Origin of the sequence: Desulfonispora thiosulfatigenes DSM 11270 (genome assembly GCF_900176035.1) — a bacterium.
GTDB classification, from domain to species: Bacteria; Bacillota; Peptococcia; order Peptococcales; family Desulfonisporaceae; genus Desulfonispora; species Desulfonispora thiosulfatigenes.
Genome location: NZ_FWWT01000013.1, coordinates 131,022 through 151,088 on the forward strand (window position 1 = coordinate 131,022; position 20,067 = coordinate 151,088).

The window sequence follows — 20,067 nt, forward strand, 5'->3', positions numbered from 1 at the left end:
AATATGAACCTTATTTATATATAAATTAATATTTACTTAGCTTATCAATTAATAAGCTATTTATAATTTCGAAAAATCTAAAGTTGCAAAATAATCCTCTAAAGTCTCTGCTCTTCTAATCATTTCCACACTACCATCTGGCTTTAATAATAACTCACTACTTCTAAGTTTTCCATTATAATTAAAGCCCATTGCATGACCATGTGCTCCCGTATCATGAATAACTAAAATATCACCTATTTCTATTTTGGGAAGTTTTCGATTAATCGCAAATTTATCACAATTCTCACATAAACTACCCGTAACATCATATACCTGGTCATGAGGCTCGCTTTCCTTCCCCACCACTGTAATATGATGATACGCTCCATACATTCCAGGACGCATAAGGTCAGACATACTAGCATCTACACCGATATAATTTTTATAAATATCCTTTTTATGAATAGCCCTTGTTACTAAATATCCATATGGACCCGTTATCATGCGACCATACTCTAAAGTAATATTTAATGGATCAAGTCCATTAGGAGTAATTTTTTGCTCATAAGCTTCTTTAACTCCTTGACCAATTCTCTCTAAATCAACAGGCTCTTCTTCAGGTAAATATGGAATACCTAGCCCACCACCAAAGTTTACAAATTCAATACTTACATCTAATTTATTTTTAATTTCAATTACTAAATCAAACATCATATTAGCTGTTTCAATAAAAAAATCAGGATTAAGCTCATTTGAGATAATCATAGTATGAAGACCAAAACGCTTAACATCTTTTTCTTTCATAATTTTGTAGGCTTCAAATATTTGATCTTTGGTTAATCCATATTTTGCCTCTTCAGGGTTTCCTATAATTTCATTTCCAGCACGAAGAGGTCCTGGATTGTATCTAAAAGAAATACTTTCTGGAATCCCTATATGCTTTTCAATATAATCTATATGGCTAATATCATCTAAATTAATAATAGCCCCAAGTTCTACAGCCTTTTTATATTCAAAAGCAGGCGTATTATTAGAAGTAAAAATTATTTCATTGCCCTTTAAGCCGACCTTTTCACTTAAAATTAATTCTGCAATCGAACTACAATCGGCTCCTACTCCTTCTTCTTGAAGAATCTTCATAATATATGGATTAGGAGTAGCCTTTACTGCAAAATATTCTTTAAATTTAGGTGCCCAAGAAAATGCTTTAATTAAATTTCTTACATTTTCTCTAATTGCCTGTTCATCATAAATATGGAAAGGGGATCCATATTCATCAATTATCTTTTCTATTTGTTCTTTAGTAAAAGGTAGGGTCTTTTTTGCCATCTTATTTCCTCCTCAAAAATGTCTCTATATTAATGTAACTAACTCTCTTTTTATATTAATATAACTTACTAACTCTATATTTTTTATAGTAAATATTTCCTCGAGTTACTGCTTTATAGTAAACCTTTTTCTTGTTGCTCCTTTTTTCCTTGTTCTCGAGCTTTTTTCATTTCTGAAAAGTCAATAATCTTTTCATTTGAGGCAGCTTGAATCTCTGTATTTTTAACATTAAGAGAATTATGATTAGTAGTTTTAAATTTATCATATTTAATCAAATTATCTACATCTGTCTTATTTGAATTTTTATTATTTATTTCTTTATTATTTAAACCTATCTCTTTTTCACCTATTTTGCTTAAAGATTGTGGCTTTAATTTATTCTTTTGCAGGTTCTTCAAATACTTCTTATTATTAATCTTAAATCTATTTTTAAGTTTTAGTTTGTTGGTTATCTGCAACCTGTTCTTAATGTTTTCTTTGATTTCATTTCTGCGTTTTTCTCGATATTTTTCTTTTATTTCTATAATATCTTTATTCTTATTATTTGTGATGTTTTTATTATTTTCACTATTATTGATATTTTCTCGTTTAAGTTCTATTTCCTGTTGCTGCATCTTTTCTGTATATTTAATATATCTATAAATATCTGTTAGACCCAAAAACCCAAAGATTATAAAGGATAATCCAATAAGATATCCTGTCAATGATAGTTGGTCTTGATAATTTATATTTATACTTACTATCCCTACTATAACAAAGATAAGTTGAAATAAATAATAAAAAATTAGCAGTTTAGAGCGATGAATATACAAAAATTCTTCCCATATATCACTAGCCTTATTTTTTCTAACCTTATTAAGCTCATATCCACCTCTTACAATAAATAGCGCAAAAATAAAAAATAAAGATTTACCTGAGGTTTGAAGATAATCCATAGTTAAACATAATATTCCGCCTAAAATTAAGATTAGACTATAAATTGACCTTAGTATATTTGCTATATTCATTTATTACCGACTCCTTTGCCTTGTAGTCCTTACTCTCTATTCGCCTAGGCTTAAAAAGTTCCTTCTTTTTCATGCTTTTCTGCTTTTATATCTTGGATAAACCTATTTTTATTGTGTTAACTAAAGGTTATCTAAACATTGAAACCTAAATTATGATAATAAAGTATTTGCAAATTTTAATTACAATATTGATAGTATCTACTTAATTTTTGTTCTAACTCATTGAAATTAAAAAATCTACCTTGTCGTAAGATTTCCCTGCCCTCTAAAAAGAAAACAACTACTGGCACCGTAAAAATTGAATATTCTCCTGTAACCTCTAATACTTCTGGTACTTCTATTTTTGCAACTTTAATATGTGGAAAACTTTTCAATAAGTTTTGTAGTTGATTCCACACGCTCACGCACACTGAACATTCTACCGAGCTAAAATAAAGCATTGCACACTCATTATTATGTATAAAATCCTCTGTTTCATGCACCGACATCAACTTATTCATAAAAGATTCTCCTTTTTGATTTATTTATGTTTTAAAAGTTTCTTGCAAGATAATAATTGTATAAAAAACCTCCGTAATCAATTTTTAAAATTAATTATGGAGGTTTTTTTATTTGAAATTTTTCAGCAACTACTTAGATTAAACAACTTTAGTCGTCCAGTCTTCTACATTCCAAATATCTGTAACAATATCCTCATAAAATTCTGGTTCGTGGGATACTAAGAGAACTGTTCCTTTAAAGGCTTTGATAGCTCTTTTTAATTCTTCTTTGGCATCTACATCTAAGTGATTGGTAGGCTCATCCAGGACTAAAAAATTAATTTGTTTAAGCATTAATTTACATAGTCTAACTTTAGCATTTTCACCACCACTTAAAACCTTCATCTTACTCGTAATGTGTTCATTAGTTAACCCACATTTAGCTAGGGCTTGACGCACTTCAAAATTTGTAAGATTAGGATACTCGTCCCATACTTCTTCTAAGGCAGTTTTGTCCCCATTTTCTTTATCCTCTTGTTCAAAATACCCTGGGAAAAGATATTCACCTAACTTAACTTGACCTGCAAAAGGCTTAATTATGCCAAGCAAGGTTTTTAATAATGTTGATTTACCCAATCCATTTACTCCTTTAATGGCTATTCTCTGTCCTCTTTCTAAAGAAACATTTAAAGAAGTTGTTAAGGCGGAGTCATAACCTAAGACTAAATCCTTGGCTTCAAAAATATATTTTCCTGCTGCTCTTGCTTCTTTAAACCTAAACTCAGGTTTAACCTTTTCACGTGGTTTTTCTATTCTTTCCATTTTGTCTAATTGCTTTTGTCTACTTTTTGCACGCCCTGTCGTAGATATCCTTGCCTTATTACGCGCTACGAAATCTTCTAATCTTTCTACTTCCTTTTGTTGCTTTTCATATGCCTTTAATTGTTGTTCTTTTTTTAATAGGTGCATTCTCATAAATTCTTCATAATTAGCTGTATACCTAGTTAAAATTGCATTTTCTACATGATAAATTACATTTACAACTTCATTCATAAAAGGAACATCATGCGATACTAGGATAAAGCTATTTTCATAATCTTTTAAATACCTTTTAAGCCATTCAATATGTTCCACATCTAAATAGTTAGTCGGCTCATCGAGAATTAAAATGGTTGGATTCTGCAGTAAGAGTTTAGTTAATAAAACCTTTGTTCTCTGACCACCACTTAAATCATCTACATCTTTATCTAATCCGATCTCACCTAGACCTAATCCATTAGCAACTTCTTCAATTTTAGCATCAATTGTATAAAAACCACTCGTTTCTAGAATGCCTTGAATTTCTCCTGTATCTTCCATGATTTTATCCATTTCATCGCTACTTGCTTCAGCCATTTTATCATATAAACTTAACATTTCTGCTTCTAAATCAAACATACCCTGAAAAGCTTCACGTAACACTTCTCTAATACTTTGCCCCTTAGCTAAAGAAGTATGCTGATCTAAATAACCTACTGTAACACGATTAGACCATTCAACCTTCCCAGCATCCGGCATGATATCACCTGTAATTATTTTTAAAAAGGTAGTTTTACCTTCTCCATTAGCTCCTACTAATCCAACATGTTCCCCTTTTAATAAACGAAATGAGGCATCTTCTAAAATTTTCCTGCCCCCAAAATCATGACTAACATTTTCTACTAATAATACACTCATGGTTAATCTCCTCTATATATAAAATTACTCTAGTAGTATATCATCTTTAAAAAAGAAGAGCGACTTTAAATTCATGATTTAAAGTCGCTCCTTTTTATACCTTAAACTTCCCTACTAATTTAATTAATCTATCTGCTACTTCTGCTTGCTTCTGAGTTACATGAGCTACTTCTTCTAAGGCCTTTGTCGTTTCACCTATGTTATTTGCAATATCTTGCGTACCTGCGTTGGCATTTTCTACCGTAGTAGCAATTTGATCCATAGCCATACTAGCTTCGTCGGTAGAATCTTTAATCTGATCAGCTTTATTTTTAAATTCCTCTACTATCCCTGCTAAATAATCAGAATCATTTTGATATTGCTCTCCTGTACCAAGCATAAGTTTGTAATCTGCTCCAACCTTTTCTACCATGAACTTCAAAATTCCGTTTGTATCTTCGGCTAAATTCTTAAATGCATCTTGCACTTGATCAATAATTGGACTAATTTCTCCTACAGTTTGTTTAGATTGTTCAGCTAACTTTCTTACTTCCTCAGCTACCACTGAAAAACCACGTCCTTGTTCTCCTGCCCTGGCTGCTTCGATTGCTGCATTTAAGGCTAATAGATTAGTTTGCTCAGCAATGTCTGAAATTACCTTAGTCATTTGCACTACTTTTTCCACTACCTTACCTTGTTCTAAAGATTTTAAAATTGCCGCCTGTCTTTGACTAAATAACGCGTTGGTATCTTCAAGTGCAGCCTGAGCATCCTTTGTAAACTTTTCTGCCCTTTGCTTAATTTTACTTGCTTCTTCACTTCCTGTACTTGCTCTTTTAGCTAGATCTATGGCAGATGTATTAATATCAGCTGAAATTGCTGATACTTCTTCTGTTGAAGCACTTGTTTCTTCTACCCCTGCTGCTATTTCTTGACTACTTGAAGTAATATTTTGCGTTTGACCTGCTATTTCTTCAATATTAGCTGATAATTCTTCGCTTGAAGCGCTTAGCTTCACAGCATCTGCTTTTATGTCCTCCACTAAATCTCGTAAATTATCAGACATTCTTTGGAAATTACCAGCTAACCTTCCAACCTCATCTGTACCCTTTACCTCTATATCTACATCTAAATTACCTTCTGCTATTTCATTAGTTAATTTATTTAACTCTCCTAAAGGGCGCAGTGAATATCTTACCATAAAGAAAATTACTAAACTTATGACAATTACAATTATTGCTCCAATTAAGGCATTTTGCCTAGTATCTTTAATAATTGGTGCAGTTAAAATCTCCTTTGGAACGGAAATCGCAATTGACCAATTTGTTAACTTAACCGGGTGATAAAAAATAACCTTTTGTAATCCGCCAAATTCCGCTTCACCATACCCCGTCTCGCCTTTAACCATTTTAGTGAAAATATTATTAATATCCCCTTTAATGTCTAAACTTTGCGTAAGCACTAATTTTTCATCAGGATGGTCAATAAAAGTACCATCCTCACCTAACATAAATATTAAATCTCCCTCGAAATTTTGCATGGAGCTTATTATTTCGTTTACTTCTTTTAAACTTAAGTCTACAGCTAATAAGCCTAGAAATTTATCTCCTTGATAAATGGGTCTACTCATAGTAACAATTCTATCTTTAGTATCGACATCTATATAGGGCTTGGCAAAATAAATATCATTTTTTGCCTTCCCCTCAATATACCATGGTCTTTGCGTACAATCATAATCATCATCAGGAATCCAACCGGACATAGCTATATTAGATTTACTAATTTCTGAAGCTATATAAATATCTATTACTTGAGGATCATTATCAGAAAGTCGTTTTGTTAAATTTATAAATCTATCATATTCAGGTGTTCCTAAATAGGCTGAAAGGTCACGCCCCTCCATTTTGCTGGCTAAGTTAATTATTTCATTACTATTTGCCATAGTTAAAAGGCTAACATATTTATTAAAATATGCTTGAATTTCCGCTGAAGCAGCTCTTACCCCTAAGCTTCCTTCGGCTTCTACTTCCTCCCAGACTGCCTTTTCCATTTGAGTATTACCTAATACAATCATCGTAGAAAATCCAATTATTAAAAGTATTACTGTCGGTATAATTAACTTACTTGCTAAATGATTCCGAAACCATTTCATCATTATTTCCCCCTTGAAATATCTTATAATAATACAAAAAAAGGCCACCAATAATAAGCACACAATTAATGTGTTTTTATCATTGGCAGCCTGGCAGCCATAGCCTTAAGCTTTAGACCCATAGCTTTGCGTCTCATCTTTTCAAATGATTTGCCCTTATCCATGTATACGTTATTTATCAATTGGAATGTTGTTCTATTATAATTCAAATTTATCCATATGTATAGTGTATTTCCAATTATTTAGATTTATTTACGCAGTTTCAGCTTGAAAAATATTCTTAACTATATATTTACTTTTAACTCTAAATAGATTATTAAATCTAAGTTTATGCCCTTATTGCTTGATTAATTACTAAATATTTTTAATGTATTAGCTTTCTTCTTTAACATTTTTGCTTATTTTTTTATTTTCTTCTATTTCCTCGGCTAATTGAGTTAAATAAGCCCAGCGATCCATTTTTTCTTCTAATTCCTTTTCTAGTTCTTGCTGCTTATTTGTTAATTCTTCTAGTAAAACATAATTACTACCGGCTATATTGATTTCCTCCGAAACCTTTTCTAATTCTTCTTCCATTTGTGTAATAATATCTTCAATTTGCTCAAACTCTTTTTGCTCTTTATAGGTTAACTTTAATACTGGCTCTTTTGTCTTTAGTAGAGGATCCTTTTTTTCTTTGATTATTATTTTTTCCTCTGATATCTCATTAATGCTTTTATACTCTAAATACTCTGAATAATTACCCACGAAGGTTTTAATAATTCCCCCTTCTTGATAAGCAAAAATATTTTCAGCTACCTTATCTAAAAAATAGCGGTCATGAGATACTGCAATTACTACCCCTGGAAATTCATCTAAATAATTTTCTAAAATAGTTAAAGTTTCAATATCTAAATCATTCGTTGGCTCATCTAGTAATAAAACATTAGGAGCCTGCATTAATACTCTTAATAGATATAATCTTCTCTTTTCTCCACCCGAAAGCCTGGCAATGGATGTCCACTGTTTTTCAGGGGGAAATAAGAATTTCTCTAACATTTGTGAAGCACTAATTAAGTTACCTTCCCCGTCTGGTAAGAACTCTGCTACTTCTTTAATATATTCGATAACACGTAAATCTTCTTTAATTTCATAGTTCTCTTGGAAAAAACAACCTAATTTCACTGTTTGACCAATTTCTAAAATTCCACTATCTGCAGTTATTCGCTCTGCTATTATATTTAAAAGAGTTGATTTACCTATTCCATTAGGACCAATAATTCCCACTCTACTATCTCCTGTGAAAATATAACTAAAATCATCTATAACATTTTGATCATTAAATTTTTTGCTTATATTTTCAAGTTCTATAACCTTTTTACCTAGTCTACTTGCTACTGCCTTAATTTCTAATTTGTCTTTATGTAAATCTAATTTTGAATCTTTTAAATCTTCAAATCTATCAATACGCGCCTTTTGCTTTGTTCCTCTTGCCCTAACCCCTCTTTTAATCCAAGCTAATTCATTTCGAAAGATATTTTGTCTTTTTAACTCAGAGCTTTCCGCACTTTGCTGTCTTTCTACTTTCTTTTCTAGAAAATAAGAATAATTGCCTGTATATTTATAGACCTTTCCCTTATCGATTTCAACGATATTATTAATTACCCTATCTAGAAAATATCTATCATGGGTAACCATAATTAATGCACCTTTATAACCTTTTAAATATTCTTCTAGCCAATCAATTGTTTGATTATCTAAATGATTTGTCGGTTCATCTAAAATTAATAAATCACAGGGACTAATTAAGGCACTAGCTAAGGCAATTCTTTTTCTTTGCCCACCAGAAAGAATTCCTACTTTTTTTTCAAAATCTGTTACTCCTAATTTAGTAAGTACAGTCTTTGCTTCACTTTCTATTTGCCAAGCCTTTAAGTCATCCATCTTTTGACTAAGAGAAAGAAGTTTTTGCTGTAGCTTCGTATCACTTGGATTATTATTAACCTTATTCATGGTTTCTTCATAGTCTCTTAAAACTTTCATTAGGGGTGAGTTTCCTTTAAAGACTTGCTCTAAAATGGTAGCTTCATCATCAAAATCAGGATTTTGAGACATAAACTCTAAGCGTAGGTCGCTTTTTTTAATAATATTTCCTTTATCGATACTCTCAGTACCAGCAATAATTTTTAAAAGGGTAGTTTTGCCCGTTCCATTAATCCCTAAAAGACCAATCTTTTCTCCTTCATCTATCCCAAAAGTAATATTATCTAAAATATTCCTATCTCCAAAAGACTTCTCAATACCTTCCATCATCAGTAAACTCATCTTTTCACATATCCTTTACTAAAAATTATATTTACATAAAACTGCTTTAATTGCTAAATAATCTACCTCTGTTGGTAGTTCTTCTTTTATCGGTCGTAACTTTTCTGCTCCTACTTTTTCAATAATATTTAAAATTTGCTTTTCATATCCATCAGGAATAAACGAATCTAAGTCTACTTCTAAGCCTTCTTCAGCACATTTAATGATATGATTGCCTATTGTACTTTCTGTAAAACCACGTTCTTTTGCAATTTCCTCTAACGCTTTACCCTGCTTGTACATGTCTAAACTAATTATATGGCTAGCATTTTTATCTATGCTTCCTTTTTTCGATGGTTTAGGTTTTTTCTTAATTTCTTCATTATTTATCCCATTCTCTTCTACATAATTATTTATTGCACTTATAAATTCCTGCCCATACTTTTCTGCCTTTTTTTCACCAATACCTTTAATATTGAGCAGATTTTCTTTGTCCCTTGGTAAAAAAGTACACATTTCATGCAGGGTACTATCGGCAAAGATTATATAAGGTGGAACATTTTCTTGATTTGAAATTTCTTTACGAACACTACGCAACACATCAAATAAAGAAAAATCAGGTGCTTGTTCTCTTTTTTGTTTAGGTACCTTTTGCATTACCTTTTCTTCGTCTTTTAAGACCTTAATTCCTTTTAAGGTTAAGCGTACCACTGGATATTGATCCTCAGTTAAACATAGATAACGATCCGCTATTAATTTATTAGTCATGTTTTTTATTTCTGTTTCTTTATATTCAGCCATAATGCCATAAGTAGAAAGCCTATCTAAACCAAAACTTAATACCTTTTTATTTTTAGATCCCTTAAGGGTAAGGGCAATAACGGTTACACCAAATCTTTCTTTAATACGTACAACACATGACAATATTTTTTTTGCTTCTAATGTAATATCCACTAACTCACTATCATCATTGCAAATACTACAATTATCACAGCTATTAGCTATATTTTCTTCACCAAAATATTCTAAAATAAACTTTCGTAGACATGAAGAAGTATAGCAATAATCTACCATTTGTTGCAGTTTGGTATATTCTAGCTTTTGCCGCTCCATGCTCATAGATTGCTCAATTAAAAATTTTTGAATTACTACATCTTGAGGAGCAAATAATAAAATACATTCACTAGGCTCTCCATCCCGACCAGCCCTTCCAGCCTCTTGATAATAACTCTCCATACTCTTAGGTAAATTATAATGAATCACATACCGAACATTAGATTTATCTATACCCATCCCAAAGGCATTTGTTGCCACAATAATATCTAAATCATCATAGATAAAGGCATCTTGACTCATTTTTCGTTCTTCTTGATTTAAACCAGCATGATATTTACCCGCTTTAAAACCTTTTTCAATTAAGAATTCCGTTAAGCTATCTACTTCTCTGCGAGTTGCTGCATAAATTATCCCTGTTTGACCTTTATTTTGCGTGACATAATTTAAAATAAACTTATCCTTATTTTCTCCCCGTAAAACTGAAAAAGATAGATTTTCTCTGTTAAACCCGGTCACATAAACCTGGGGATTTTTTAATTCTAATAGACCAGTTACATCATCTTTTACCTCTTTAGTTGCAGTTGCGGTAAAGGCTGTAATAATTGGCCTCTTAGGTAATTTATTTATAAAACTTGTAATCAAGCGATAACTAGGCCTAAAATCATGTCCCCACTGAGAAACACAATGCGCCTCGTCAATAGCAATTACAGAAATTTTAAGTCGATGTAAAATATAATTAAATTCTTCTATATTTAAACGTTCAGGAGCAATATATAAAAGCTTGTACTCACCTTGCTGGGTTCTTGAAATTCTCTCTTCTACTTCTACTCCACTTAATGAACTATTGATATAAGTAGCCCCTATACCCATACTATTTAAACCATCTACTTGATCCTTCATTAAAGAAATTAATGGAGAAATAACGAGGGTTACCCCTTCTAATAGCAGAGCAGGTATTTGATAGCATACGGACTTTCCAGCGCCTGTTGGCATAATAGCAAAGGTATCATTTCCAGCTAGAATATTTATAATAATCTCTTCTTGCCCTTTACGAAAAGTATCATATCCATAATATTTTTTTAATATTGCTTTAGCCTTTTCTAACATTACAGATTTCTCCTTTTTCTCATTGTCTCTCTATAGTATAACATTTATACATCTAATGCTAATTTGAAATTAATGTCTATGTATAAATAAAATAAAACTAGGAAAACATAAAACTGAAAAGGTTCTTTAAGAACTAACAAAAAACTTAAAATTAGGTTTTTAACTTATGAAAGGCGGGATAAATTGGATAGTCAAATGTTTTGTTATCAATGCGAACAGACTATTGGTGGTAAAGGTTGCGTTAAAGGAGGTAATTGCGGAAAGAGTGTAACAATCGCTAATTTACAAGACGTTTTAATTCATCAACTAAAAGGTATTGGTTTTTATGGTCAGAAAATGCTTGATAAAGGAATGTCTATTGAGCAAGGAGTACATAAATTTATTGTTGATTCTATGTTTTCTACTTTAACCAATGTTAACTTTGATGAAACTAGATTTGTAGAGTACATTAAAAAGGCTGATAAAATAAAAGAAGATTTAAAACAAAGATTAGGTGATATCCCTGGAGGAGTACCCGAAGGAGCTAATTATCGTCCTCCAGAAAAGGTAGAGGATATCATAGCAGATGCAGAAAAGGTCGGAGTTATGTCTGATGAATCCATAGACATGGATGTTCGTTCTTTAAGAGAATTACTTATTTACGCTTTTAAAGGAATGGCGGCTTATGCTCATCATGCTTTAGTTTTAGGTAAATATGATGATGAAGTATATCGTTTCTTTTATAAAGGACTTTCTGCGGCTTTAGATAAAAATACAACTACTGAGGACTTATTAAACTTAAATATGGAACTAGGTAAGACAAATTATAAGTGCATGGAATTATTAGATGCCGCTAATACAGGAACTTATGGACATCCTGAGCCTACAGAAGTTTTAGTTACCAGGAAAAAGGGACCATTCATCATTGTTTCGGGTCATGATTTAAAAGATTTAAAACAAATACTAGAACAAACTGAAGGAAAAGGGATAAATATCTATACTCATGGTGAAATGATCCCTTGTCATGGATATCCTGAACTTAAAAAACATAAACACTTAGTAGGTAACTTTGGTGGTGCTTGGCAAGATCAACAAAAAGAATTTGATGGAATCCCAGGTTGTGTTTTAATGACTACTAATTGCTTACAAAAACCACGTGAAAGTTATAGGGACAGACTTTTTACAACTAGTATAGTAGGCTGGCCTGATACTCCTCACATTAACGAAGAAAATGGGAAAAAAGATTTTACTCCTATTATCAATAAAGCCCTAGAATTAGGTGGTTTTCCTGAAGATGAACCTGAAAAGAAAATCATCGTGGGCTTTGGGCATAATGCCGTATTAAGTAATGCTGATAAAATTGTTGATGCTGTCAAAAAAGGAGCTATTAGACACTTTTTCTTAATTGGTGGCTGTGACGGAGCTAGACCAGGTCGTAATTATTATACTGAATTTGCCGAAAAAACACCTAAAGACACTCTCATTTTAACCTTAGCATGTGGTAAATATCGTTTTAATAAATTAGACTTTGGAATGATTGGGGACTTCCCAAGACTCTTAGATGTGGGACAATGTAATGATTCCTACTCAGCTGTGAGAATTGCTACAGCTTTAGCAGAAGCTTTTGAGTGTGGAGTTAATGAATTACCTTTATCTTTAATTATTTCTTGGTATGAACAAAAGGCAGTAGCTATTCTATTAACCCTTTTATCTTTAGGAATTAAGAATATCTATTTAGGACCAACATTACCAGCATTCTTAACGCCTAATGTTCTACAAGTATTAATAGATAAATTCGATCTTAAACCAATCTCAACTCCAGATGAAGAATTAAAAGTAATCTTAGGTTAATAAAATAAAGTAGGGGATTTTACCTAAATTTAATCCCCTACCTTTATTTAATAACTTATTCATTTAACCACTTACCCACTTAAACACTTACCCTTTATACCTTGAATTTATTTACTAACTCCCCTAATTCATTGGTGAGCCTATTTTGTTGTTCGGCAATTCTAGCTACATCTTCTGTGGCAGAAGATGCTTCGGCTGTATTTGTGGTAATTTCTTGAGTACTTGAATTTACCTCTTCGATTGTCGCAGCAAGAGACTCCATAGCTTTACTAGCATCTTCTGTATTTTGCATAATTTGCGTGGCATTATCCATGAACTTTTGTACTAGGTTCTTCACAATATCCGTATCATTGGAATAATGAACTCCTGTTTCAATAGCAAAATCATAATCCTTCATGATCTTTTCATCAATAAAGTTTAATACACCATTGGAATTAGTTGCAAGATTATCAAAGGCAGCTTGCACCTTTTTAATCACCGGTTCTATTTTAGCCACAGTTTCACTGGATTGTTCAGCAAGTTTACGCACCTCATCAGCTACTACCGCAAATCCTTTACCATGCTCTCCTGCTCTAGCTGCTTCAATAGCTGCATTTAAGGCTAAAAGATTGGTTTGCTCGGCTATATTAGAAATAATTTCAGCCATATCTGCAATTTCAGTTACAACCTTTCCTTCTTCTAAGGCCTTTAGGATATCCGAGTGTTTTTCTTGATATAAGTTCGTGGCTTCATCTCGGGATTTTTCTATATCATTTTTCAACTTTTCTGCCCTAACTTTAATTTCTTCCAAATATCCTTGACTATTTTCTGCTTCTTTTACTAAATCTGCGCTAGCTATACTTATTTCATGTGCTGAAGCACTTACTTGTTCACTACTAGCACTTGCCCCTTCTATTCCTCCGGCCACTTCCTCTAAATTTGCACTAATATTTTGACTTTGAGAAGAGATTTCTTCAATCGTAGCCGAAATTTCTTCACTGGCTAAACTTAAATTATTAGTGTCCCCCATAATCTTTGTAATCATCTCTTGAGTATCTTCAATAAACTGATCAAAATATGTCGAAAGTTCCCCTATTTCGTCTTTCGAAGTAATATTTACTCTTTTAGTTAAATCCCCCTCACCTTCTGAGATATCTTTTAAGATAACAGTCATATCGTTAATCGGTTTTCTAATCATTCTAGCTAAAAATGTACCTAGAATTATTGCCATAATTATAGCTACCCCAGTGGTAGCCACTATAGATTTAATTCCTGTTATATACGTTTCTTTACTTTCTCCCATCGCCTTTTCAATTAAGCTTTGATTTAAGTTCATGATTTCCTGTGAAATATCATAGACCTTAATCGTATGTGCTCTATTTGTAAGGGATACTTTTAAAATCTGCGCATCTAAGTTTACAATTCGAGGATCACTATCATTTAATCTGAAGCTATTAGATCATCTCGTTGCTTTGACATCTCCACCACAGATTCCACACCTTTGTTCCAGGCATTCCATTCAGGAATAAAACTTTCCCATAATTGTTTATCGGTTGCTGTTTTTGTCGCCTTATCGTAATCAGCAAAGGCTATCTGAGCTTGTTCTAAATATTTAGCAATATGATCATACTGTGCCTTTCGCACATCCCTTTCCATCATACATTCATTAATTAATCCCCGTTCACCCACGGTAACATCCTTTACAGATGCATGTAGTACAGTTGTGTAAGTATAGTTAGGCAAATACTTACTTTCAATGGCAGATGCATCCTGCATAATATCTTGCATAGAATAAAAGTCGCTATAGGCCGAAATTCCCAAAATAAAAATAACTACCAGAAAACAAATGAGGATTTTGGTCCCAATCTTTAAGTTTTTAAACCAGCTCATGTCAAATTTCTCCTTTAAATTGGTATTTAATATATAATGTGAAGAAACTTGCTTACTGGTTACTTGAATTATTTTTTTGTCGTATTTAGTAGTAATAAATTATTATAGATAATCCTACACTACAGATAAGACTTTCACAAAAAAAATCAGGCTTTCACCTGATTTAAGAATTAACCCACCATCTTTCCTTGTGCTTGCTTTGATATTCTAATAGACTATGCTCTTTACGCAAGCTTTTCATTAAGGATACGATACTTAAAAGAATTATAAACATAAAAGGAAAAGCAGCTAAAATTGAAATTGTTTGCACCATTTCTAATCCCCCTGCCATTAGTAACACAATGGTCAAGGTTCCTTGAATAATTCCCCATACTAATTTGCGAGAGTTTTTTGGATTTAAGTTTCCATTTGAAGAAAGCATTCCAAGGACAAAAGTAGCTGAGTCAGCTGAAGTTATGAAGAATGTACCTAAAAGAAGGATTGCCAAAATTGAAATTATCGTCCCAAATTGATAATTATTCATTAAAACAAATAATGCAGTTTCCGTTTGCTGTACTGCTAACTGAGCCGTACTTGCATCTACATCAAGGGCAAAGGAACCAAAAACAGCAAACCAAACGCAACATAAAAAAGAAGGAACGAGTAAAACACCCACTAAAAATTGTCTAATAGTTCGACCACGGGAAATCCTCGCTATAAAAACTGCTACTGGAGGCGCCCAGGCAATCCACCAACCCCAATAAAAAAATGTCCAGCTTTCATACCACTTACCCGATGCTAAAAAATTATTATTTGACGTTAGTAAATCCTTACCATAAAACACTAATCCATCCATAAAATTTACTGCCATCTTCATAGTAGGTCCAATAATAATAGCTAAGCCAAGTAAGATTGCCGCTAAAGTTAGATTAAAATTTGAGATCTTTTGAATTCCGTTATCTAATCCTTGCGCTGCAGAAATTAAAAAGGCAATGGTAACCATGACAATAATAATTAATTGTATAAATACATTTTCAGGGACATTAAATAAATAATTTAACCCAGCATTTATTTGTAATGTTCCTAATCCTAATGTCGTTACAACTCCAGCTATGGTTGCAAAAATTGTGAAGATATCAACGATGATTTTTATAATAGGTCTATCACCTAGAATTGGGTGTAGCACACTACTTATTAAAGCTGGCTTCTGTTTTCTGAATTGAAAATATGCTAATGCAAGAGCAAGCACTGCATAACACGACCATGCTGAAATACCCCAATGTAAAAATGACTTTCCTAAAGCAAAACTTTTTGCCTGAGAAGTCATAGGTTCCATATTCATTGGATTTAAGTAATGATTGAGGGGTTCTGCCACACCCCAAAAAATTAAACCAATCCCCATACCAGCACTAAATAACATGGATAACCAAGACAAAAAAGAATATTTAGGCTTTTCATCATTTTTACCCAATCTTATATTTCCATACTTACTAAGCATTAACCAAATAGAAAAATATATTAATATCAACACTACCCCTGCATATATCCAACTAAAATTGGCCAATAAAAAATCTAGGGCATTTTGAGAGGCACTAGCAAAGGTATCAATATTTAAAAGAGTAAAAAATATTATTATAATTATTGTCCCAAGTGACCCCCAGTAAACTATATTATCTTTGATTTTTTGAATCACAGTATCCCTCCATTATTATTTAAAATTTACTATAATTTATCTTATACTAGCTTTCACAATACACCCTGCAACCCTATATTAATATGTAGGTTGTCATAATCATATTTTTATTGTAACATATGATTTTTTCGTCTTAAAGGGATTTGCTTAAATAACTTAAAATCAGAATAAATTTTTAGCTATCAATTTATATTTCTATATATAAAAAAGATCCTTAGGTCAATTATTCCTAAGAATCCTTTTACATTTAATTTATATTTTCTTGTAACTTTACCTTAAGCATTTTCCTATTTTATAAATTCTGCACCATATTGATCTCTTAATTCTCTTGTTTTAGCTTCATAGACTTCATTTTGTTTAGTTGCCATTAATCCTGGTTTGATATCTTCTTTTACTTCGTCAAAGGTTTTCATCCCTGCATCCTTTTTATCAATTACATAAATAATATGATAGCCAAATTGAGATTTAACTGGATTACTTAAATCACCAGGGTTTAGTTTTTCAAAACACTGAACATCGAATTCAGGAACCATTTGACCACGACCAAAGTATCCTAAATCCCCACCATTTTTACTTGAAGAACAAGTAGAATATTTTTTAGCTGCTTCTTGGAAATCTAGTCCATCTAAAAGCTCTGCTAGAATTTCTTTAGCCTTTTCTTCTGTGTCCACTAAAATGTGAGCAGCTCTTGCGCTTTCATCATTTTTGAAAAACTGTGGATTATTATTATAATGATCTTCAATTTCTTGATCGGTCACAGTAATACCATTGATTAATTTACTTACTGCATATTGTTTTAAAAGTTCCACTTTTGCTAATTCTAATTCCTTTTGGAAAACATCATCTTTTTCTAAATTATTATCTACTGCATATAAATATAGAATTTCATGATTCACAAGTTCACTTAAAATTCTATCTCTTCCATCTTGGTCCATAAATTGCATAGATCTTTGAGGACCCATTTCATTTAAAAAGGTATCTATATCCGCATTTGTAAATTCTTTATCTTTTACTCTCGCAATTACTTTATTTTGATCCATTTATAACTCCCCTTTTTCTCATAACTGATGTTATGTTATCAAATAAATTATAAGTTGTCTAATCATTTATTGCTTATTTCCTAATAAATGAGTGATAAATTGACTTGCTGTCCTACCTGAACGTCCATGATGCCATAATTCCCATTTTAGAGCTTGATTTCTTAATTCATCCCCAGGTAAATCAACCATGTTTTTCTTAGCTAATTCTTCTACAATCTGTAGAAATTCTTCTTGATTAGGAGATCCATATGTTATCGATATGCCAAAGCGGTCTGCCAAGGATAACTTTTCTTGTTCTGTATCTGACATATGTAATTCTCCATGAGCATTTTCTCTGTCACTCCAATTTTCCTTAATTAAATGCCTACGGTTAGAGGTTGCATAAATTAACACATTATCGGGCCTTAATTCTAAGCTTCCTTCAATAATTGCCTTTAGGTGCTTATACTCTACTTCAAAATCTTCAAATGACAAATCATCCATAAAAATAATGAAATACAGGCCTCGTCCGCGAATAGATTTAATTAATTCAGGAAAGTATGTTAATTGATCCTTCGACAATTCAATTAAGCGCAAGCCCTTGCTGCAATATTTATTTCCTAAGGCTTTTACAGAAGAAGACTTTCCTGTTCCTTTATCCCCAAACAAGAGAACATTATTAGCCTTTTTTCCAGTTAAAAAGCTATCTGTATTCTTTATTAAGATATTTTTTTGATACTCATAACCAATTAAATCCTCAAAGGTAATAGGATCAACATCATTTATCCCCAATAAACCTTTCCCGGGAATAAAGCGAAACGAAACATATCTACATAGTTGTCCACAACCTGTGGAGAAATAATACATATTCAGTGTTTTCACTAATCCCATTGTGGATATCTTTGTTGAAAACAACTCCTTTAATTGCTTAACTGTACTTATATACATCTTATTCACGTTATTATCCACAAAGGTGTGTGTATAATTGTTAATAACTTTACTTTCATCTCCAATAATGTTACTAACCCAATCCCAGTCATAATTATACAATTTTTTTAGAATGTGCAAATCCTTTTCTGTTAATTTCAGTAAGTCCTCGCTAATGTTCTCACCAATGCGCTCACTATTTAAACTAAATATATTTTCATCTTGTAAAATTAAATGGATAATATACTCTTTCCATAAATCTGTGGATAAACTTAATTCATCTACCTTTTGTAATAATAGAGCACATAATTCATAATACTCGTCATTTAATTCTTCTTTATTTCCTTTGGCAATTAAATCAGCTATTCTTTGCACCTTTTGTACTAATTCATCTTGTAAAATTCCACGGTAAATAATTAATTGATTTAAATCTCGTAAAATATACATTACCCCCGTTTACTTTTAGTAAATATAAGTACACAAATGTTAAGTAGCAATTTATAGTGTTTATTTTTCGTTATTTAATTCGTTTAAATCAAATGGCGTTTCTTGATATACATAATAGTTTAACCAGTTAGAAAATAATAAATTTGCATGTCCACGCCATCTCACAATAGGTTCTTTCGTTGGATCATCATTTGGATAATAATTTATCGGTACCTTTACATCCATTCCCTTATTAATATCTCGGTCATATTCCCATTTCAAAGTCAAAGGATCGTATTCAGCATGACCTAAAGCAAAAATTCTTCTACCATCTTTGCTAGCTACTAAATAAAGTCCTGCATCCTTTGATTCACATAATATTTTTAGCTCCGATATTTTTTCTACATCTTCCCTTTTTACCTCAGTATGTCTAGAATGTGGGATATAGAAAATATCATCAAACCCTTGCACTAATTTGCATTTAGTATTCGCAACAGTATGTTCAAATACACCAAAAACCTTTTCATCTACTGGATATTTAGGAATACCATAATGATGATAAAGACCAGCCTGAGCGCCCCAGCAAATATGAATAGTTGAAAAAACATTGGTTTTTGTAAAGTCCATGATTTTAGTTAATTCATTCCAATAATCAATTTCATTAAATTCCATGGTTTCTACTGGAGCTCCTGTAATAATCATGCCATCATATTTTTTATCTTTAATGTCATCAAAGTTCTTATAAAAACTCACTAAATGTTCAGGAGCTGTATTTTTTGATTCATGACTTTCCATGCAAATAAAATCAACCTCTAACTGAATCGGAAAGTTACTCAATAATCGTAATAACTGCGTTTCTGTCACAATTTTAGTTGGCATTAAATTTACTATTCCTATTTTAAGAGGACGAATATCTTGATGTATCGCCCTAGTATCATTCATTACAAATATATTTTCATTTAAAAGTATTTCTGTAGCCGGCAAATTCTGCGGTATAATAACTGGCATGTGCCTCATCCTTCCTTTTTCAATTAAATAAGCAATTAATAATTGAGATATTTCTTATCTACGTAAATAAGCTCGAACAAATAAAAGGAAGGAGCTACATGCCTTCAGGAATTTTCCCAAACTCACTATCGTTCAAACAGTGGGAAAATTCTTATCTTAAGACATTTCGCTCTTTTTATTCAAGCTCGCAATAATTTACTTAAGAAAATAAATTATCTTCTCTTTT

The 20,067-nt window shown here is 31.9% G+C and carries 14 protein-coding genes and 1 riboswitch; of the genes, 1 reads left to right on the forward strand and 13 read right to left on the reverse strand.

What is annotated here, in order from left to right; translation table 11 throughout:
- Positions 1 to 60: 60 nt before the first annotated feature.
- The 7 genes from lysA to recQ form a co-directional block, all read right to left on the reverse strand.
- Positions 61 to 1,311, reverse strand: coding sequence for a diaminopimelate decarboxylase (lysA, locus tag B8965_RS04370; RefSeq protein ID WP_084052643.1), 1,251 nt, complete (start codon positions 1,309 to 1,311; stop codon positions 61 to 63).
- Between the two features lie 113 nt (positions 1,312 to 1,424).
- On the reverse strand, positions 1,425 to 2,318 hold the full coding sequence (locus B8965_RS04375) for a hypothetical protein (RefSeq protein ID WP_084052644.1): 894 nt from the start codon (positions 2,316 to 2,318) through the stop codon (positions 1,425 to 1,427).
- 176 nt (positions 2,319 to 2,494) lie between these two features.
- Complete coding sequence (locus B8965_RS04380) at positions 2,495 to 2,818, reverse strand: thioredoxin family protein (RefSeq protein WP_084052645.1); 324 nt, start codon at positions 2,816 to 2,818, stop codon at positions 2,495 to 2,497.
- 138 nt (positions 2,819 to 2,956) lie between these two features.
- Positions 2,957 to 4,513, reverse strand: a complete 1,557-nt coding sequence (locus B8965_RS04385; protein ID WP_084052646.1) for an ABC-F family ATP-binding cassette domain-containing protein — start codon at positions 4,511 to 4,513, stop codon at positions 2,957 to 2,959.
- Positions 4,514 to 4,607: 94 nt separating this feature from the next.
- On the reverse strand, positions 4,608 to 6,644 hold the full coding sequence (locus B8965_RS04390; RefSeq protein WP_159446268.1) for a methyl-accepting chemotaxis protein: 2,037 nt from the start codon (positions 6,642 to 6,644) through the stop codon (positions 4,608 to 4,610).
- An 81-nt stretch (positions 6,645 to 6,725) separates the two neighbouring features.
- A riboswitch (cyclic di-GMP riboswitch) is annotated at positions 6,726 to 6,809 on the reverse strand.
- A 207-nt stretch (positions 6,810 to 7,016) separates the two neighbouring features.
- Positions 7,017 to 8,948 (reverse strand): ABC-F family ATP-binding cassette domain-containing protein, encoded by a 1,932-nt coding sequence (locus B8965_RS04395; RefSeq protein WP_084052648.1) that lies wholly within the window; start codon positions 8,946 to 8,948, stop codon positions 7,017 to 7,019.
- 18 nt (positions 8,949 to 8,966) lie between these two features.
- Positions 8,967 to 11,090: a DNA helicase RecQ gene (gene recQ / locus B8965_RS04400; protein WP_084052649.1), complete on the reverse strand. Its 2,124-nt coding sequence runs from the start codon at positions 11,088 to 11,090 to the stop codon at positions 8,967 to 8,969.
- Positions 11,091 to 11,285: 195 nt separating this feature from the next.
- On the opposite strand from recQ, the gene hcp reads away from it, so the two are divergent.
- Positions 11,286 to 12,920 (forward strand): hydroxylamine reductase, encoded by a 1,635-nt coding sequence (hcp, locus tag B8965_RS04405; protein WP_084052672.1) that lies wholly within the window; start codon positions 11,286 to 11,288, stop codon positions 12,918 to 12,920.
- A 94-nt stretch (positions 12,921 to 13,014) separates the two neighbouring features.
- Here the strand turns inward: hcp and B8965_RS04410 are convergent, their stop codons facing one another.
- From B8965_RS04410 to metA, 6 genes are all read right to left on the reverse strand, one after another.
- Positions 13,015 to 14,235, reverse strand: coding sequence for a methyl-accepting chemotaxis protein (locus B8965_RS04410; protein ID WP_084052650.1), 1,221 nt, complete (start codon positions 14,233 to 14,235; stop codon positions 13,015 to 13,017).
- Between the two features lie 104 nt (positions 14,236 to 14,339).
- Positions 14,340 to 14,789 carry an MCP four helix bundle domain-containing protein gene (locus tag B8965_RS04415; RefSeq protein WP_084052651.1) on the reverse strand — a complete coding sequence of 150 codons (450 nt, stop codon included), beginning with the start codon at positions 14,787 to 14,789 and terminating at the stop codon, positions 14,340 to 14,342.
- A gap of 163 nt (positions 14,790 to 14,952) precedes the next feature.
- The gene (locus tag B8965_RS04420; RefSeq protein ID WP_084052652.1) at positions 14,953 to 16,461 is read right to left on the reverse strand and encodes a BCCT family transporter; all 1,509 of its coding nucleotides are present in this window, start codon (positions 16,459 to 16,461) and stop codon (positions 14,953 to 14,955) included.
- 287 nt (positions 16,462 to 16,748) lie between these two features.
- Positions 16,749 to 17,501, reverse strand: coding sequence for a peptidylprolyl isomerase (locus B8965_RS04425; RefSeq protein WP_084052653.1), 753 nt, complete (start codon positions 17,499 to 17,501; stop codon positions 16,749 to 16,751).
- 66 nt (positions 17,502 to 17,567) lie between these two features.
- Complete coding sequence (locus B8965_RS04430; protein ID WP_084052654.1) at positions 17,568 to 18,854, reverse strand: ATP-binding protein; 1,287 nt, start codon at positions 18,852 to 18,854, stop codon at positions 17,568 to 17,570.
- A gap of 60 nt (positions 18,855 to 18,914) precedes the next feature.
- The gene (gene metA / locus B8965_RS04435; protein WP_084052655.1) at positions 18,915 to 19,841 is read right to left on the reverse strand and encodes a homoserine O-acetyltransferase MetA; all 927 of its coding nucleotides are present in this window, start codon (positions 19,839 to 19,841) and stop codon (positions 18,915 to 18,917) included.
- Positions 19,842 to 20,067: the final 226 nt, after the last annotated feature.

What these genes read in the sequence shown, in the direction of transcription:
- lysA (WP_084052643.1), bottom strand. Translation starts at nt 1,311, where the DNA reads ATGGCAAAAAAGACCCTACCTTTTACTAAAGAACAAATAGAAAAGATA.
- B8965_RS04375 (WP_084052644.1), bottom strand. Translation starts at nt 2,318, where the DNA reads ATGAATATAGCAAATATACTAAGGTCAATTTATAGTCTAATCTTAATT.
- B8965_RS04380 (WP_084052645.1), bottom strand. Translation starts at nt 2,818, where the DNA reads ATGAATAAGTTGATGTCGGTGCATGAAACAGAGGATTTTATACATAAT.
- B8965_RS04385 (WP_084052646.1), bottom strand. Translation starts at nt 4,513, where the DNA reads ATGAGTGTATTATTAGTAGAAAATGTTAGTCATGATTTTGGGGGCAGG.
- B8965_RS04390 (WP_159446268.1), bottom strand. Translation starts at nt 6,644, where the DNA reads ATGAAATGGTTTCGGAATCATTTAGCAAGTAAGTTAATTATACCGACA.
- B8965_RS04395 (WP_084052648.1), bottom strand. Translation starts at nt 8,948, where the DNA reads ATGAGTTTACTGATGATGGAAGGTATTGAGAAGTCTTTTGGAGATAGG.
- recQ (WP_084052649.1), bottom strand. Translation starts at nt 11,090, where the DNA reads ATGTTAGAAAAGGCTAAAGCAATATTAAAAAAATATTATGGATATGAT.
- hcp (WP_084052672.1), top strand. Translation starts at nt 11,286, where the DNA reads ATGTTTTGTTATCAATGCGAACAGACTATTGGTGGTAAAGGTTGCGTT.
- B8965_RS04410 (WP_084052650.1), bottom strand. Translation starts at nt 14,235, where the DNA reads ATGAACTTAAATCAAAGCTTAATTGAAAAGGCGATGGGAGAAAGTAAA.
- B8965_RS04415 (WP_084052651.1), bottom strand. Translation starts at nt 14,789, where the DNA reads ATGAGCTGGTTTAAAAACTTAAAGATTGGGACCAAAATCCTCATTTGT.
- B8965_RS04425 (WP_084052653.1), bottom strand. Translation starts at nt 17,501, where the DNA reads ATGGATCAAAATAAAGTAATTGCGAGAGTAAAAGATAAAGAATTTACA.
- B8965_RS04430 (WP_084052654.1), bottom strand. Translation starts at nt 18,854, where the DNA reads ATGTATATTTTACGAGATTTAAATCAATTAATTATTTACCGTGGAATT.
- metA (WP_084052655.1), bottom strand. Translation starts at nt 19,841, where the DNA reads ATGCCAGTTATTATACCGCAGAATTTGCCGGCTACAGAAATACTTTTA.